At 63.2% G+C, this 16,513-nt stretch carries 12 protein-coding genes; all 12 read left to right on the top strand.

What is annotated here, in order from left to right:
• The first annotated feature begins 320 nt into the window (after positions 1–320).
• Positions 321–752: a MarR family winged helix-turn-helix transcriptional regulator gene (locus NR164_RS28870; RefSeq protein ID WP_017845527.1), complete on the top strand. Its 432-nt coding sequence runs from the start codon at positions 321–323 to the stop codon at positions 750–752.
• Complete coding sequence (locus tag NR164_RS28865; RefSeq protein ID WP_046385112.1) at positions 749–2,827, top strand: FUSC family protein; 2,079 nt, start codon at positions 749–751, stop codon at positions 2,825–2,827. Before NR164_RS28870 ends, NR164_RS28865 begins: the two co-directional genes overlap by 4 nt.
• Entirely contained in the window at positions 2,824–3,033 is a 210-nt protein-coding gene (locus NR164_RS28860; RefSeq protein WP_256823581.1) for a DUF1656 domain-containing protein, read from the top strand. The genes NR164_RS28865 and NR164_RS28860 overlap by 4 nt, the downstream gene beginning before the upstream one ends.
• Positions 3,030–3,920, top strand: a complete 891-nt coding sequence (locus NR164_RS28855) for an efflux RND transporter periplasmic adaptor subunit (RefSeq protein ID WP_017845524.1) — start codon at positions 3,030–3,032, stop codon at positions 3,918–3,920. Before NR164_RS28860 ends, NR164_RS28855 begins: the two co-directional genes overlap by 4 nt.
• A complete protein-coding gene (locus NR164_RS28850) occupies positions 3,917–5,359 on the top strand; it encodes an efflux transporter outer membrane subunit (RefSeq protein ID WP_256823580.1) in 1,443 nt (480 codons plus the stop codon). The genes NR164_RS28855 and NR164_RS28850 overlap by 4 nt, the downstream gene beginning before the upstream one ends.
• Before the next feature lie 96 nt (positions 5,360–5,455).
• Complete coding sequence (locus NR164_RS28845) at positions 5,456–6,088, top strand: hypothetical protein (RefSeq protein ID WP_026139839.1); 633 nt, start codon at positions 5,456–5,458, stop codon at positions 6,086–6,088.
• 149 nt (positions 6,089–6,237) lie between these two features.
• Positions 6,238–7,734, top strand: coding sequence for a YdgA family protein (locus NR164_RS28840; RefSeq protein WP_256823579.1), 1,497 nt, complete (start codon positions 6,238–6,240; stop codon positions 7,732–7,734).
• A 302-nt stretch (positions 7,735–8,036) separates the two neighbouring features.
• Entirely contained in the window at positions 8,037–10,517 is a 2,481-nt protein-coding gene (gene pgaA / locus NR164_RS28835; protein ID WP_256823578.1) for a poly-beta-1,6 N-acetyl-D-glucosamine export porin PgaA, read from the top strand.
• Between the two features lie 12 nt (positions 10,518–10,529).
• Positions 10,530–12,527: a poly-beta-1,6-N-acetyl-D-glucosamine N-deacetylase PgaB gene (gene pgaB / locus NR164_RS28830; protein ID WP_046385107.1), complete on the top strand. Its 1,998-nt coding sequence runs from the start codon at positions 10,530–10,532 to the stop codon at positions 12,525–12,527.
• 2 nt (positions 12,528–12,529) lie between these two features.
• Positions 12,530–13,876: a poly-beta-1,6-N-acetyl-D-glucosamine synthase gene (gene pgaC / locus NR164_RS28825; protein WP_046385106.1), complete on the top strand. Its 1,347-nt coding sequence runs from the start codon at positions 12,530–12,532 to the stop codon at positions 13,874–13,876.
• Complete coding sequence (gene pgaD / locus NR164_RS28820) at positions 13,873–14,355, top strand: poly-beta-1,6-N-acetyl-D-glucosamine biosynthesis protein PgaD (RefSeq protein ID WP_046385105.1); 483 nt, start codon at positions 13,873–13,875, stop codon at positions 14,353–14,355. The genes pgaC and pgaD overlap by 4 nt, the downstream gene beginning before the upstream one ends.
• A gap of 432 nt (positions 14,356–14,787) precedes the next feature.
• Positions 14,788–16,509 carry a ShlB/FhaC/HecB family hemolysin secretion/activation protein gene (locus NR164_RS28815; RefSeq protein ID WP_046385104.1) on the top strand — a complete coding sequence of 574 codons (1,722 nt, stop codon included), beginning with the start codon at positions 14,788–14,790 and terminating at the stop codon, positions 16,507–16,509.
• Positions 16,510–16,513: the final 4 nt, after the last annotated feature.

Genomic DNA, 16,513 nt, shown 5'->3' with positions numbered 1-16,513 from the left:
TGGCAGGCCGCACAGCTATCCTGAGGCCGACACGGATCCAAATGTGGGAGGGGGCTTGCCCCCGATAGCGGCAGATCAGTCAACCGTGTATTGCCTTCACTCCGCTATCGGGGGCAAGCCCCCTCCCACATGGGTCATGCGGCGTTGCGGCTATCGTTGAAGATCCAACCCTCACGCCAAACCCGCTTTACTTACCCACACCACCCATCCGCTAAATTTGTTTCAAAACTTGACGCATCTAGCGCCATCCACCATATTGATAGTTAGCAAACTAACTGTATGCGAACGATCCAGTGCCCAAGACCCTCGAACAACTCCAGATGAACCTCAGCAGCAGCATGGTGGTGGGCGCCCGTAATTGGCGCAAAATCTGCCAGAACACGCTGGTGAGCTACGGTATTTCCGAAGCCTGCGCCGTGCCGTTGCTGATGATCGGCCGCCTGGGCGACGGGGTGCATCAAGTCAAAGTGGCCCAGGCTTCGGGGATGGAAAGCCCGTCGCTAGTGCGCCTGCTCGACCAACTGTGCAGCGGCGGCTATGTGTGCCGCAGCGAAGACACCCACGACCGCCGCGCCAAGGCCTTGAGCCTCACCGCGCGGGGCCGTGAGCTGGTACAGGCGGTGGAGGCGCAACTGGTGCGCCTGCGCCGCGACGTGCTGGCCGATATTGCGCCTGCGGACATGGAGGTTGCGCTGCGCGTGTTGCGCGCCTTTGAAGTCGCGCATCAATACCCAGTGGTTGCAGCATCTTGAGAGGATTTTTTACCGGCATGCCGCCGGCCAGGGACTGGTTCTACGGGGTACGCACGTTCGCGGCGTCGATGATCGCGTTGTACATCGCCATGCTCATGCAAATGCCGCGTCCGTACTGGGCGATGGCCACGGTGTACATCGTCTCCAGCCCGTTTGTCGGGCCGACCAGTTCCAAGGCGCTGTACCGTGCGATCGGCACCTTCATGGGCGCGGCGGCGGCGGTGGTGTTCGTGCCGATGTTTGTGCAATCGCCCTACCTGCTGGTGGTGGTGATTGCATTGTGGACGGGCACCCTGCTGTTTCTCTCCATGCATCTGCGCACCGCGAACAACTACGCCTTGATGCTGGCCGGCTACACCTTGCCGCTGATCGCCTTGCCGGTGGTGGATAACCCGCTGACGGTGTGGGACGTGGCTGAAGCGCGCACCGAGGAAATCTTTCTTGGCATCGCGGTGGCGGCGGTGGTCGGCGCAATGTTCTGGCCGCGGCGCCTGATGCCGGTGTTCGATGGCTCGGTGGCCAAGTGGTTCAGCGACGCCCAGGTCTACAGCCAGCGCTTTATGAGCCGCAACGTGGCGCGCGACGAAGTCAGCGCCTTGCGCGGTGGCATGGTCGCCACCTTCAACACGTTGGAATTGATGATCGGCCAGTTGCCCCACGAAGGCGCCCGGCCGCAGACGGTACGCAACACCAAGGAACTGCGCGGGCGGATGATCCACCTGCTGCCGGTGGTGGATGCGCTCGACGATGCGCTATACGCCATCGAACACCGTGCGCCGGAGTTTCTCGAAACGCTCGCGCCGCTGTTGGAGGCCACGGATCAGTGGCTGCAAAGCACCACCGAGTCGGCCCCGTTGGAGCGCTGGCGCACCCTGCGTGACCAACTCGACGCGCTGCAACCGGCAGGCGAAGCGCTGGACGACCGCCACACGCTGCTGTTCTCCAACGCCCTGTATCGCCTGGGTGAGTGGATCGACCTGTGGCAAGACTGCCGCAGCCTGCAGGCCGCGATCCAATGCGAGAGCCAGGACACCTGGCGCGCCGTTTACCGCCACTGGCGCCTGGGCCGCCTGACGCCTTTTCTCGACCGTGGCCTGATGTTCTACTCGGCGTTTTCCACCGTCACCGCGATCATCGTCGCCTCGGTGCTGTGGATTCTGCTGGGTTGGACCGACGGCGGCAGCGCCGTGATCCTGGCAGCCGTCGCCTGCAGCTTCTTTGCGTCGATGGACGACCCGGCGCCGCAGATCTATCGGTTCTTTTTCTGGACCGCCATGTCGGTGCTGTTCGCCAGCCTGTATCTGTTCCTGGTGCTGCCCAACCTGCACGATTTCCCCATGCTGGTGCTGGCGTTCGCGGTGCCGTTTATCTGCATCGGCACACTCACGGTCCAACCGCGTTTCTACCTGGGCATGCTGCTGACGTTAGTGAACACCTCGTCGTTCATCAGCATCCAGGGCGCCTATGACGCCGACTTCCTCAACTTCGCCAACGTCAACCTGGCCGGGCCCGTGGGCCTGCTGTTTGCCTTTGTGTGGACGCTGATCGCGCGGCCCTTCGGTGCCGAGTTGGCCGCCAAGCGCCTGACCCGGTTCACCTGGCACGACATCGTCGGCCTGACCGAACCGGCGAACCTGGCCGAACAACGGTACCTGGCCGCGCAAATGCTCGACCGCTTGATGCAGCACCTGCCGCGCCTGGCCATCATCGGCCATGACACCGGCGTCGCCCTGCGCGATTTGCGCGTGGCGCTGAACCTGCTCGACCTGCTGGCCTACTCGCCACGGATCTACGGCGTACCGCGGGTGTTGCTCGGCCAAGTGGTAGAAGGCGTCGGCGCTTACTACAAGGCCTGCCTCAAGGCGGGCCGACGCTTGCCTTCGCCCAGCGGCCTGCTGATGACCCTCGACCGCACGCGCCGCGCCCTCAACGGCCAAGGCCTGCAAGACGAAGACGACACCCGCCTGCATCTGTTGCATGCCCTGGCGGGTCTGCGCCTGGCGCTGTTGCCCGGCGTGGAATTGATTGGCGGCACCGAGACCGAGGCGCCGCTGCCTGATGGAGCGCCTTTATGATCGGTGATCTGGATATCAGCGGGGTGTTCCTGCCCACGCTGCTGGTGCTGATGGGCATTGCGTACCTGTTGTTTCTGCTGGTGCACGGGTTGTTGACCCGTCTGCACTTTTATCGCCTGGTCTGGCACCGGGCATTGTTCAACGTGGGGCTCTACGCGCTGTTGCTGGGCGCGGTGGACTCACTCAGTCGATACCTGATGACATGAAAAAACCTTTTTTGACCATCGGCCGTGTCGTCCTGACGTTGTTGATCGTGAGCTTCGCGGTCGTCGTCGTATGGCGCATGGTCATGTACTACATGTTTGCGCCCTGGACCCGTGACGGCCACATCCGTGCCGATATCGTGCAGATCGCCCCGGACGTGTCCGGGCTGATCCAGCGCGTCGACGTGCGCGACAACCAACTGGTGAGCAAAGGCCAGGTGCTGTTCGCCGTCGACCAGGACCGCTTCAAGCTGGCCCTGCGCCAGGCTCAGGCCGCCGTGGCCGACCGCCAGGAAACCCTGGCCCAGGCCCAGCGCGAGTACAAGCGTAACCGTGGCCTGGGCAACCTGGTGCCGAGCGAGCAACTGGAAGAAAGCCAGTCCCGCGTCGCCCGTGCCCAGTCGGCCCTGGCCGAAGCGCAAGTGACGGTGGACTCGGCGCAACTCAACCTCGACCGTTCGGTGATCCGCAGCCCGGTGGACGGCTACGTCAACGACCGTGCGCCGCGCACGCAGGAGTTCGTCACCGCCGGGCGCCCGGTGCTGTCGGTGGTGGACAGCAACTCCTTCCATATCGACGGCTACTTCGAAGAGACCAAGCTCGACGGCATCCACGTCGGCATGGGCGTCGATATCCGTGTGATTGGCGACGGCGCCCGCCTGCACGGCCATGTGCAGAGCATCGTCGCCGGTATCGAGGACCGTGACCGCAGCAGCGGCGCCAACCTGCTGCCCAACGTCAACCCGGCGTTCAGCTGGGTGCGCCTGGCCCAGCGGATTCCGGTGCGTATCGCGTTTGACGAGGTGCCGGCGGACTTTCGCATGATCGCCGGGCGCACCGCGACGGTGTCGATCATCGGCGACAAGCCCAAGGACGGAGCCCAGCCATGAAGCAGATTTTGGCAACCGCGGCGCTGGGTGTGCTGTTGTCAGCCTGCCAGGTGGTCGGCCCGGATTATCGACTGCCGGACAAGGCCGCCATGAACCGTGGCGACCTGCAAGGGCAACTGGCGGGCGAGGGCGCCAACGTGGTCTCGGCGCCGGTGCCGGCGGACTGGTGGAAGCTGTACAACGACCCGCGCCTGGATGAACTGGTGCGCCAGGGCATGGCTTCCAACACCGACCTGCGCGTCGCCGCCGCCAACTTGCAGCGGGCGCGCTATCAGGTGCAGGAGGCTGAATCCGTCGGCGGCTGGAGCGCCGGCGCCAAGGCCGAAGCCCAGCGCCTGCAAGAGTCCGGCGAAGCGTTTTTACTCTCGGAAAAAGTCCCGGTGGGCAACATCGGCAGCGTGGGGATCACCACCTCGTATCAATTCGATCTGTTCGGCACCTTGCAGCGCGGCATCGAAAGCGCCCAGGCCAGCGCCGACGCAACCCAGGCCGCGGCCGATATTGCGCGGATCACCCTGGTCGCCGATGTGGTGCGTTCGTACACGCAAGTCTGCGCGGCCAACGAAGAGCTGGCGATCGCCAACGAATCCCTCGACCTGCAAGCCCAGAGCACGACGTTGACCCAGCGCCTGCGCGACGCCGGGCGCGGCGATGAAACCCAGGTCACCCGCTCGCAGACCCAGTACAAATCCTTGCGCGCCGACATGCCGCGCTACGAAGCTGCGCGCCAGGCCGGGCTGTTTCGCCTGTCGATGCTGCTGGCCAAGCCTGTGGCGCAACTGCCGGCGGGCACCGGTACGTGCGCCGAACTCCCGCACATCGCCCAACTGCTGCCGGTGGGCGATGGCGCGACGCTGCTCAAGCGTCGCCCCGATGTGCGCCAGGCGGAACGCCAACTGGCCGCGGCCACTGCGCGCATCGGCGTGGCCACGGGCGCGCTGTACCCGGACATCAGCATCGGCGCCTCGGTCAGCACGGTCGGGTTGCTCGAAAATCTCGGCACGCCGGCCACCAACCGCTGGGGCTTTGGCCCGATGATCAGTTGGACCGTGCCGACCAACGGCGCCCGCGCGCGCATCCACGAAGCCGAAGCGGCGACCCAGGGCGCCCTCGCGCACTTCGACGGGGTGGTGCTCAACGCCATCCGCGAAACCCAGACCGGCCTGGCGCAGTACACCGCGCAGTTACAGCGTCGCGATGCCCTGGCCGAAGCCGACGCATCGGCCAAGGAAGCCGCAGACCAGACCCACCGCTTCTTCCAGGCCGGCCGCGCATCGTTCCTCGCCGACCTGCAAGCCACGCGCACCTACACCGATGTGCGCGCGCAACTGGCGGCGGCCAACACCCAGGTTGCCATGAGCCAGATCGATCTGTTCCTGGCCCTGGGCGGCGGCTGGGAAAGCGGACGAACGCAAGCCTCACAGCCCGGCAAACCCTGAGCAGCTAGCTATGCTTTGACAAGCGGGCCGCCATGCTTTTTGACCGGCAGAGGGCCTGCCTGACACAGCTCGCGTTTGCTCATGGGGATTCCAATAATGAAAAACCCTTATGCTCCCGCTTTCTGGTGCGTGTGCTTCGCACTGGTGTTGTTATCGGCGGCCTACTTCTACGGCGTCATGCTCGCTCACCGAATCGACACGGCCATGGTGTTTCTCGACAGCGCCTGCCTGGTGATCGGCACCTTGTCCATCGGCGTCGTCGCCTGGGCGTCCTATCAAAACCAAAAGGTGAAGAAAAAACTCCTCGAACAAGGCAAGACCCGCGTCGCGATCTGGGACACCAAGGTCGCCCTGCGGCGGGTCGAAACCGTGTTCGACCGCTATTTCTGGGGCAGCTATTGGCAGCCCGGGCGCACCTTCCAGGAAGTCATGGGCGACCTGACCGGCACGCCCCTGGAAAAAAGCCTCGAGACCCTGAAAAAACAATGCGTGCTGCTGGATCGGCAGGTCGCCGACGGTAGGCATTGGCTGAATAATGCGCGGGAATTGTCCGATGTGGCCACGCAGATGGCCCGCGAACGCTACCAACTGGACTTCTGCGACCCCAAGGTCGATACCCCCGGTAATGCCGTGATACACCGTGAATTCGAGGTGTTGGTGTACACCTGGACCGCCCGGTTGAAGAGTTTCGACCACCAGTTGGACGAGATCGAAACGGAATATTCCTGAACTTGCGTGGAACTGATCCCTCTGAAAGTCTGGGCCGTTCGCGGCCGCCAGTGCTAATCTTCCCCCCGTTTTTCGGCGGGCTTGAGCCAACCTCACTCGAGGTTCAAGGAAGACAGCCCACTTCTCACAGGATTTGATCAGGTCACCTCATGAATAAGCCAGCAGTCGTTCTTTTGGGTTTTGTTGTCGCCGTTGGCGTCGTCAGTGCAGGCGGCGCCTGGTACACCGGTAAGCAACTGGAACCGGTGCTGCAAACCGCGATCCAGAACGCCAACAAGGAACTGAAGACCTCCATGGCCGGCGTCGACGGCACGATGGCCCTTGAGCTGGTGTCCCTGGAGCGTGGCGTGTTCAGCAGCACCGCCCATTACCGCCTGAAAGCACAAGGTGCGGTCTTCGGCGAAGACAACCCGAACCCTGAATTGCTGTTCGTCGACCATATCGAACACGGCCCGCTGCCGTTGTCGCGCCTGGTCACGCTGAAATGGCTGCCGGTCATGGCCACCAGTCACTATGAGTTGGAAAAGAACGCCACCACCGAGAAGTGGTTTGCCGCCGCCCAAGACGTGTCGCCGCTCAAGGGCGTGGCCAACATCGGCTACAGCCTCTCGGTCAACGGCAACGTCGAATTGCTGCCCCTGGCGTTCAAGGACGACAAGTCGTCGGTGATCTTCTCCGGTGCCAACCTGAACTTCGACAGCAGCGCCGAAGGCAAGAAGGTCAAGGCCGACGGTTACATGAACAGCCTCAAGGTCGCCGTCGTCGACGCCAATGGCTCGCCGTTCGAAGCCGAACTGGCCGGGCTGACAGTGGCCAGCAACCTGGAAAAATCCACGTTCGGTTTCTACACCGGGCAGAACACCGTGGAACTGACCGACACCAAGCTCATCATGGGCCCGCAGAAGGCCGTGCTGACCCTCAAGGGCTTCGAGCAGAAAGACACCAGCGACACCAAGGACAACAACCTGGCCGGGCGCGTCGATTACAAGATCGACGAGATCGGTTACCAGGGCAAACCCGTGGGTTCGGCCGCCATGGCCCTGAGCATGAAGAACGTCGACGTGCCGTCGATGCTGGTGCTGACCAAGCTCTATCAGGACAAGATGGCACCCGTGCAGGCCGCCGCTGCCGCCGGTGAACCGGTACCCGAGCTGCAACTGAGCGACGCCGAGCAGGCCCTGGCCGATACCAACGTCAACCAACTGCTGGCCGCCAAGCCGCAAGTGGCGGTGGAAAACCTGTCGCTGAAAACCACCGGTGGCGAAAGCAAATTCAGCCTGGTCGTGGACCTGGCCAAGCCAAGCAGCATGGAACTGCCGCCGCTGGAGCTGGGCAAGCAGATCATCGCGTTGCTCGATGCCAACCTGAGCCTGTCCAAGCCAATGATCGCCGACGTTGCCGCCCTGCAAGCGCAGCTCGGTGGTGTGACCGACCCTGAAGCCATCGAGCAGCAATCCCAGATGGCCAGCGAGATGATCAGCGGCATGGCCGTCGGTACGCAACTGGCGACCCTGGTCGGCAGCGACGTGGTGTCCAAGCTGCACTACGCCAACAACGAAGTGACGTTCAACGGCCAGAAGATGACGGTTGAGCAATTCCTCTCCTTCGTCATGTCCAAAGTCGGTGCGATAGGCGGCGCGCAGTAAAAATATTCTGCAGCGGTCAGAAATAAAAAAAGCGGGGGCGGGTTTGCGGGTGAAACGGGTCAAATAGTCGCCATGGCGATTGGCTGAAGCCCCGTTATCTTCGGTAAGTCCGCCGCCACATTGATTTTTTTCAGGATGTCGGGCAATTCTGAACAATTGTTCTGAATTGGACTTTTTCCTATTTTCTTGAGGGATAGTTCCCACAGGAAAGCTAGGCCGGGTCCCGAGACGCCGGCACCCTGCAGCAAATTGCTCAGGACCACCTATCGTTACAGCTTTCCGTGTGTAAGGAAGCTCGCGATATGTTGCCAAACCCTCCACTCAGTGCATCAGGCCGGTTGCGACTGCTCATCGGGGTCGCCTTGTGCAGTCAGTTGCTGATGCCCACCTTCGCCGTGGCCGACCCGGCCTATGACGCCCTGATCATTCAGGCGCGCAACGGCAACTTCACCCCCGCGCTGACCCAATTGCGCCAGTTGCCTGCCGAACGGCAGACAGCGGGCCAGGTCAGCGACCATCTGGTGATCGCCGGGTGGGCCGGCCAGGACGCCGAAGTGCTGAAGGTGTACGAGGCCCAGGGCCAGAATCGCAACCTCACGCCCCAGGCGCTCGCCACGGTGGCGCGCACCTATCGCAACCAACAGCAGTGGGCCAAGGCCGAGGCGGTGTATCGCCAGGCGTTGCTGCGTGAACCGAACAATACCGACCTGCAACTCGGCCTGGCGTTGACCCAGGCCGACGGCGGCCAAGCCAGCGAGGCCGTGCAGCGCACCCGCGCAATGGTCGCGGCCAAGCCCGACGACCCCAACCGGCGCATGGCCCTGGGCTACGCGCTGACCCGCGCCGGCTTGAATTACGACGCCCTGTTCGAGTTCGACCAAGCGTTTATCCGCGCCGGCGACAAGCCTGAAGTCGCCCGTGAATACATCGTCGCCCTGCAAAAGGCCCGACTGCCGGAGGCGGCCTTGCGTCTGGCGGCCCAGCGCCCGGGCCTGCTCGACCCCGTCACCCAGCGCCGCCTCGAAGGCGACCTGGCCGCCGAGCGGGTACGCATGGCCGAGTTCGCCACGCGCACCGAGAAAGAACGCTACGTGATCGCCGACCGCGCCCTGCAGGACTACGACAAACTGCTCACCCGCTGGACCCCCGATGCCAGCGCCCATGACGACGTGGTGCGCTGGCGCATCGACCGCCTGGGCGCACTCAAGGCCCGGGCGCGCACCGCCGAGGTGATTCGCGAGTACGAAACCCTCACGACCGAAGGCGTGCAATTGCCGACCTACGCGGTGCGCTGGGTGGCGGCGTCCTACCTTGACCAGCGCCAGCCGGAAAAGGCCGAGCCGCTGTATCGCCAGGCACTGAGCGCCACCGACGCCGAGCCCGATGACCGGGTCGAAGACAGCACGGCCTTGTTCTACGCCCTGCAGGAAAGCGACAAAGGTGTCGAAGCCCGCAAGGTTGCCACTACCCTCGCCGACAACCAGAAACCGCGGGTCGAACTCAAAGGCCTGCCCATCGGCAACCCCAACGATGCATGGATGGATGCCCAGCAACTGTCGGCGCAGTCCGGCGTGTACGGGGGCGATCTGCCGGGCAGCGAAGCCGGCCTGGAAGCCCTGGTGGCACGGGCTCCGGGCAACGTCGGCCTGCGCCTGGCCCAGGCGGACATGTACCGCGCCCGCGACCTGCCACGGCGCGCCGAAGCGACCCTCAAGGAAACCGAAGCCCAGGTACCGCGCGACATCAGCCTGGAAGTGTCCCAGGCCTACACCGCCATGGATCTGCAGGAGTGGCGCCAACTCGACGTGCTCGCCGACGACGTCATCGCCCGCAACCCCGATAGCCGCCAGGTGCAGCGTCTCCAGCGCCTGCGCAACGTCCACGACATGGCCGAAGTGCGCGTCGAGGCCTACACCGGCAAAAGCTATGGCGGCGGTAATAACGGCGACGTGGGCGCGGTCACCGGCAGCCGTGACTGGGGCATTGAAAGCGTGATCTACACGCCGCCCATCGATGAAGACTGGCGCCTGTTCGCCGGCGCCGGCTACGCCACCGCCGACTTTTCCGAAGGCACCGGCCAGCACCGTTGGCAGCGCGTGGGCGTGGAGCGGCGGACCCGCGACATGACCCTGGAAGCCGAGGTGTCCAACCACTCCTACGGCTTTGGCTCCAAACAAGGCGCGCGCGTGTCGATCGCCCGCGACATCAACGATAACTGGCAATACGGCGGCAGCCTCGATTACCTCTCGGCCACCACACCGTTGCGTGCGCTGAATGCCGACATCACGGCCAACGGCGGCAGCGGCTTCATCCGCTGGCGCGCCAATGAAAGCCGTGAGTGGAAGCTGTCCCTCAGCCCGTCCCACTTCAGCGACGGCAACGACCGCATCGAAACCTTGCTCACTGGCCGCGAGGGCATCTACAGCTCGCCGGGCGTGCAAGTGGACCTGGGCCTGGAAGTCAGCGCCAGCCACAACAGCAAGGCCGACACGGTGTACTTCAACCCGAAGTCGGACTTCAGCGTGTTGCCCACCGTCACCGTCAACCATGTGCTCTATCACCGCTACGAGACCCAGTGGAGTCAGCAGTTCCAAGTCGGAGCGGGTACGTATAGCCAGAGGGATTATTCCACCGGCGGTGTCGGCTTGATCGGTTACGGCCAACGCTTTCGCTGGAACGACGTTCTCGAAGCCGGCGCCAACCTGAGCCTGATCAGTCGACCCTATGACGGTGATCGCGAACGCGATCTGCGCCTGCTCGTCGACCTCACTTACCGTTTCTAGAAGAGCCTGACCATGACTGTCCTCAGCCGTTGCTTGCTGGTCCTGGGTGTATTGCTGGCCAGTGCCTGCGCCCAGCAGCCCGCCCCTTTCACTCCACCCGCCGAGCGGCCGACCCCGGCCAACGAAGTGCCGTGGCCGAAAAACCATTTCCTGGGCATTGCCTATCACGACGTCGAGGATCGCGACCCCGACCAGGCGGTAGTGGCAGTGCGTACCGAACGTTTGATCGAGCAGTTGGCCTGGCTGCGGGAGAACGGTTACCAGGCGGTCAGTGTCGACCAGATCCTCGCGGCCCGCCGTGGCGGTCCAGCGCTGCCGCCGAAAGCCGTGATGCTCAGCTTCGATGATGGCTATTCGAGCTTCTATACCCGCGTGATGCCGATACTGCGGGCCTATCACTGGCCGGCCCTGCTCGCGCCGGTTGGCACCTGGATCGACACGCCGATGAACCAACCGGTGGACTTTGCCGGCTCACCGCGCCCGCGGGGTGAGTTCCTGACCTGGGCGCAGATCCGCGAAGTGTCCCGCTCGGGTCTGGTGGAAATCGCTGCACACACCGATGCCAGTCACAAAGGGATATTGGCCAACCCCCAGGGCAACCTGGAGCCGGCGGCGACCTCCCTGCGCTTCGATCCGGCCACCGGCCGCTATGAAACCCAGGCGCAGTTCGAGGCGCGGATGCGCGCGGATGTCGTGGCGATCTCCAACAAGATCCGCAGCGTCACCGGCAAGGCACCGCGGGTGTGGGTATGGCCCTACGGCGCAGCCAAGGGCACCTCGCTGGCGATCGTCGGCGAGCAGGGCTATGAGATGGCCCTGACCCTGGAAGACGGCCTCGACAGCTCGTCCAACCTGATGAACAGCCCGCGCTTCCTGGTGGCGTCCGACCCGGACGGCGAACATTTCGCCAACAGCATCGTCGCGGTGCAAACCCAGGCACCGCTGCGGGTGCTGCATGTGGACCTGGACAACGTCTACGACCCGGACCCGGCCCAACAAGCGCGCAACCTCGACCAACTGGTACAGCGCGTGGTGGACATGGGCGCGGGCACCGTGTTCCTGCAAGCCTTCGCCGACCCCAAGGGTGATGGCCTGGTGCATCAACTGTACTTCCCCAACCGCCACTTGCCGGTGCGTGCCGACCTGTTCAACCGTGTCGCCTGGCAGTTGCACACCCGTGCCCATGCCAGCGTGTATGCCTGGATGCCGGTGCTCAGTTTCGCCCTCGACCCCAAGCTGCCGCGCGTGACCCGCTGGGACCCGGAGACCGGCAAGGTCGGCCTCGACCCGGATCAATACCAGCGCCTGTCGCCGTTCGACCCGCAGGTGCGCAAGATCATTGGCGAGATCTATGAGGACCTGGCCCGCAACAATGCCATCGACGGCGTGCTGTACCACGACGATGCGCTGCTGTCCGACTTCGAAGACGCCAGCCCCGCCGCGCTCAAGGTCTATGCCGCCAACGGCCTGCCCGCCAGCATCGCGGCCCTGCGCGCCGACCCGGCGGTGATGCAGCGTTGGACGCGCTTCAAGAGTCGTTACCTGATCGACTTCACCCAGGAGCTGACCGCCAAGGTCCGCGCCATCGGTGGTCCGCAGGTGCAGACCGCACGCAATATCTTCGCCGAGCCGATGCTCAACCCGCAGAGCGAAGCGTGGTTCGCGCAGAACCTCGACGACTTCCTCCAGACCTATGACTGGACCGCGCCGATGGCCATGCCGCTGATGGAAGGCGAGACGCTCAAGAATTCCAATGCCTGGCTGGAAAAACTGGTCGCCACGGTCAAGGCGCGCCCCGGCGCACTGGAACGCACCGTATTCGAACTGCAAGCCAAAGACTGGCGCACCAAGGCCGCGCCGGACCTGAACGGTGCGCAATTGGCCGAATGGATGGGCGTGCTCAAACGCCAGGGGGTCACGAGTTTTGGCTACTACCCGGACAACTTCCTGGAAAATTCCCCGGACTTGAAAACCGTGCGTCCGGCCCTTTCCAACCAATGGAACCCTTGACCATGTTCGATAGAATCCTGGCTTTATTCGTACTGGCGTTGGTATTGGGCGTGCCCCTGGGCTTGATCTTCCTGATCACCGGGCAATTCCTGATGGACTTCGTGTTCTTCTACCCGCTGTTCATGTCGGCGCTGTGGATCGCCGGCGGCCTGTACTTCTGGCTGCACTGGGAGCGCCACTGGCCATGGGAAGAAGACACGCCGGCGCCGACCCTGGCCGGCAACCCGCTGATCTCGATCATCATCCCTTGCTACAACGAAGGCGATAACGCCGCCGAGACCATTCATGCGGCGCTGGGCCAGGTGTACCCGAACATTGAAGTGATCGCCGTCAACGATGGCTCCAAGGACAACACGGCAGCGGTGCTCGATGCCTTGGCCTTGGAGCATCCGCGCCTGCGGGTGCTGCACCTGGCGCAGAACCAGGGCAAGGCCGTGGCCTTGCGCATGGGCGCCGTGGCGGCGCGCAGCGAGTACCTGGTGTGCATCGACGGCGATGCGCTGCTCGACAAAAACGCGGCGGCCTACTTGGTGGCGCCGATGCTCGACAACCCGCGCCTGGGCGCCGTGACCGGCAACCCACGCATCCGCACGCGCTCGACCTTGATCGGCCGCGTGCAGGTCGGCGAGTTCTCCTCAATCATCGGCTTGATCAAGCGCACCCAGCGCGTGTTCGGGCGGATCTTCACGGTCTCCGGTGTGGTGGTGGCGTTCCGTAAAAAGGCGCTCGACCGCGTCGACTACTGGAGCACCGACATGATCACCGAAGACATCGATATCAGTTGGAAGCTGCAACTCGATCACTGGAGCATCTTCTACGAGCCGCGCGGCCTGTGCTGGATTCTCATGCCCGAAACCGTCGGCGGCCTGTGGAAACAGCGCCTGCGCTGGGCTCAGGGTGGCGCCGAAGTGCTGTTCAAGAACATCCGTGGCATCTGGCAATGGCGGCATCGTTACCTGTGGCCGCTGCTGTTCGAATACTGCCTGTCCACCGGCTGGGCCTTCACCTTCCTGTTGTCGGTGATCTTCTGGGCCGTGGGTAAGTTCATCGTGCTGCCCCCGGCGATCGCGGTGGACTCCCTGGTGCCTCCGGCCTTTACCGGGCTGGTGCTGGCGATGGTGTGCCTGGTGCAGTTTGCCGTGAGCATCCTGATCGACCGGCGCTACGAAAAAGACCTGTGGAAAACCCTGTTCTGGACCGTGTGGTACCCGATGGTGTTCTGGCTGGTCAGCTTGTTCACCACATTGGTCAGTTTTCCCAAGGTGTTGTTCAAGCAGCATCAGAAGCGTGCGCGCTGGGTCAGCCCGGATCGCGGTATCAAACCTGTCAATAAGGACGCGAGATCATGAAACTGGTGAGAACTCGTCAAAACCCGGTGATGTGGGTTATCGATGTGGTGTTGACCCTGCTGGCCTGGGCCGGGCTGATTTGGTTGTTGGTGCGCGGCATTACGTCGATGCTGGACAGCCATGGTGGCCCGCGCCTGGAAGCGCCGATTTTCGCGGCGCTCAACACCCTGCAGATCTACCTGTGGATCGCCCTGTTCAACGCTGTGATCCTGATCAGTTGGGCGCGTTACCAGCAACGCAAGGGACGCAAGTTCGCCCAGCGCCGCGCCGAGGCCAATGCGCTCAGTGATAAGAACCTCAGTGAGAGCTTCAAGCTGGACGAGGGGGCCCTGGAGCAACTGCGCAGGCCGGGTGTGCTGGTCATCCACAACGACGAGCACGGCGGCGTCGAGGACGTGAAGTCGCATGTCTCCCGCGACGTGGAACGCCCGCCGCTGACCCTGGTGCCCGGCCAGGAAAAAGGCAAGGACATCGGCTGAAGGCCAAACCACGCCGCTCTTTGTGGTCGCTGTGGAGCCCCGGCGAGGCTCTACAGCGCCTCCAGCGGTTCTGCAGCATCAGGTTTGCCGCTCGTCGCCAATCGGTTTGCCCTGCAATCTCGATAAATGAGCCCTGGTTCACAAAACTCCTGCGAACTTTTCCGTCTTTCCCGGTACTAACCTAACTCGGCAATAACTTGATGGCCAAGTAGTGGCAATTAATAAGTTATTCGCTGAATCAACATCAAAATAGTTGCCGTTTGTCGGAATAATACTTCCGGTGAGCGCTTGCTTATCTGTTTTGATTATTTTTATGTTTATAAATCAGTGTGTTGCAGAACTATCTAGAACTTTCGTGCAACTAATCTAGTCCCTTGGGTCAGCCGAAGTTCGATGTTAGTTTGCCGCGCCTTGATTTTCGACGGATCGAACATGTCTTTGTTATTGCCACGGACTCGGTATCTTCTGTGTACTTTGCTGCTCGCCTGGTTAAGCCTGAACAGCGCCACGGCCGCCCCCACGCCGGGCGATCAGGACCTGATCCGCGACCGCCAGAACCGCCTGCTCGACGAGCAGCGCCGGCGCCTCGACGAGCTCAAGGACCTGCCCGGCAAAGAAGCCAAGCCCCAGGCCCCGGCCACGCCCGCTGACAGCCGTTGCTTCCCGATCCGGGACATCACGCTCAAAGGCGCCGACAGCCTGCCCGCCACCGACCGCGAGCGCCTGCTCAAACCCTATGTCGGCCAGTGCCTGGGCGTGTCGCAGCTCAATGAACTGCTCAAGGTCATCACTGATTACTACATCGACAAAGGCCGGGTCACCAGCCGCGCCTACTTGCCGCAACAAGACCTTTCCAGCGGCCACCTTCAGGTGCTGGTGGTTGAAGGCAAACTCGAAGGACTCAAAGGCGCCCAAGGCAGCAGCGTGACCGATCGCGAGCTGGCCATGGCCTTTCCCGGCAAGGTCGGCGAGGCGCTCAACCTGCGCGAAGTCGAGCAACTGGTGGACCAGCTCAACCGCCTGCCCTCCAAGCAGGCGCAAATGGAACTGACCCCCGGCACCCAGGTAGGCGGCAGTGACGTCGTGGTCAAGAACACCCCGCAAAAGCCCTGGCGCGCCAGCCTGTCGCGCAACAACGACGGGCAGAAAAGCACCGGCGAACAGCAATGGGGCGCCGGCCTGGAGTGGGACAGCCCGCTCGGCCTGGCCGACCAACTGGTGCTGCGCGGCGGCCACGATGCTGTCAGCGACCACCAGAAAACCTCGAAAAACAGCATGCTCTACTACAACGTGCCGTGGGGCTGGTGGAACTTCAGTTACACCTACAACGAGAGCGACTACCGCACCTTTGGCGTGACCAACGACTACAAATTCAAGCAGAACGGCGACAACCAGAATCACCAGTTGCGCGCCGAGCGGGTGGTCCATCGTGACGATGTGAGCAAGACATCGCTGAACGTCGGCGTGGCGCACCTGCGCACCAACAACTACATCCTCGATACCCGTACCGCCTCGAGCAGCAACCGCCTCAGCGAATTGCAACTGGGCTTCAACCACGGGCGCCGCATCGGCAGCGGGTTCGTCAACGTTGACCTGGGCATGCAGAACGGCATCGGCTTGCTCGATGCCCAGGCCCAGGACGAGCGCGATGACGCAGGCAATCGGCAGCCCAACGCGCGCTATCGCAAATACACCGCCACCGCCAGCTTCCTGCAGCCGTTCACGCTGTGGGGCGAGTCGTTCAGTTTTTCCAGCCTGGCCACCGGCCAACGCAGTGAAGACATCCTGTTCAGTCCACAGCGCATCAGCCTCGGCGGCTCAGCCTCGGTGCGCGGCTTCAAGGACCAGCAACTGAGCGGCGACAGCGGCGGCTACTGGCGCAACGACGTGCGCTGGGCGCGCCCGGTGACGCTCGATTGGCTGCGTCCGGCCTTTGCCGAATACGGCGCCAGCGTCGGCTACGACCAAGGTGTGATCAGCCACGGTCGCTACAACGACGACGTACACGGTCGGGTCTCGAGCAACTCCCTGGAGCTGTTCGCCCGGGGCAAACACGTCAGCACCAGCGTGACGTTTGCCCATTCTTTGGAACGCCCGGCAGTGATGAGCGAGCGCGAAGCGCCGATCTACTTCCGCATGGATTTCTTCCTGTAATTCA

This window comes from Pseudomonas sp. Pse79, from assembly GCF_024519615.1.
GTDB lineage: Bacteria > Pseudomonadota > Gammaproteobacteria > Pseudomonadales > Pseudomonadaceae > Aquipseudomonas > Aquipseudomonas veronii.
The sequence above is the reverse complement of the archived record's forward strand: the minus strand, read 5'-3'. Positions and strand labels throughout refer to the sequence as shown.

What these genes read in the sequence shown, in the direction of transcription:
- NR164_RS28850 (WP_256823580.1), top strand. Translation starts at nt 3,917, where the DNA reads ATGAAGCAGATTTTGGCAACCGCGGCGCTGGGTGTGCTGTTGTCAGCC.
- NR164_RS28845 (WP_026139839.1), top strand. Translation starts at nt 5,456, where the DNA reads ATGAAAAACCCTTATGCTCCCGCTTTCTGGTGCGTGTGCTTCGCACTG.
- NR164_RS28860 (WP_256823581.1), top strand. Translation starts at nt 2,824, where the DNA reads ATGATCGGTGATCTGGATATCAGCGGGGTGTTCCTGCCCACGCTGCTG.
- pgaD (WP_046385105.1), top strand. Translation starts at nt 13,873, where the DNA reads ATGAAACTGGTGAGAACTCGTCAAAACCCGGTGATGTGGGTTATCGAT.
- NR164_RS28815 (WP_046385104.1), top strand. Translation starts at nt 14,788, where the DNA reads ATGTCTTTGTTATTGCCACGGACTCGGTATCTTCTGTGTACTTTGCTG.
- pgaC (WP_046385106.1), top strand. Translation starts at nt 12,530, where the DNA reads ATGTTCGATAGAATCCTGGCTTTATTCGTACTGGCGTTGGTATTGGGC.
- NR164_RS28870 (WP_017845527.1), top strand. Translation starts at nt 321, where the DNA reads ATGAACCTCAGCAGCAGCATGGTGGTGGGCGCCCGTAATTGGCGCAAA.
- pgaB (WP_046385107.1), top strand. Translation starts at nt 10,530, where the DNA reads ATGACTGTCCTCAGCCGTTGCTTGCTGGTCCTGGGTGTATTGCTGGCC.
- NR164_RS28855 (WP_017845524.1), top strand. Translation starts at nt 3,030, where the DNA reads ATGAAAAAACCTTTTTTGACCATCGGCCGTGTCGTCCTGACGTTGTTG.
- pgaA (WP_256823578.1), top strand. Translation starts at nt 8,037, where the DNA reads ATGTTGCCAAACCCTCCACTCAGTGCATCAGGCCGGTTGCGACTGCTC.
- NR164_RS28840 (WP_256823579.1), top strand. Translation starts at nt 6,238, where the DNA reads ATGAATAAGCCAGCAGTCGTTCTTTTGGGTTTTGTTGTCGCCGTTGGC.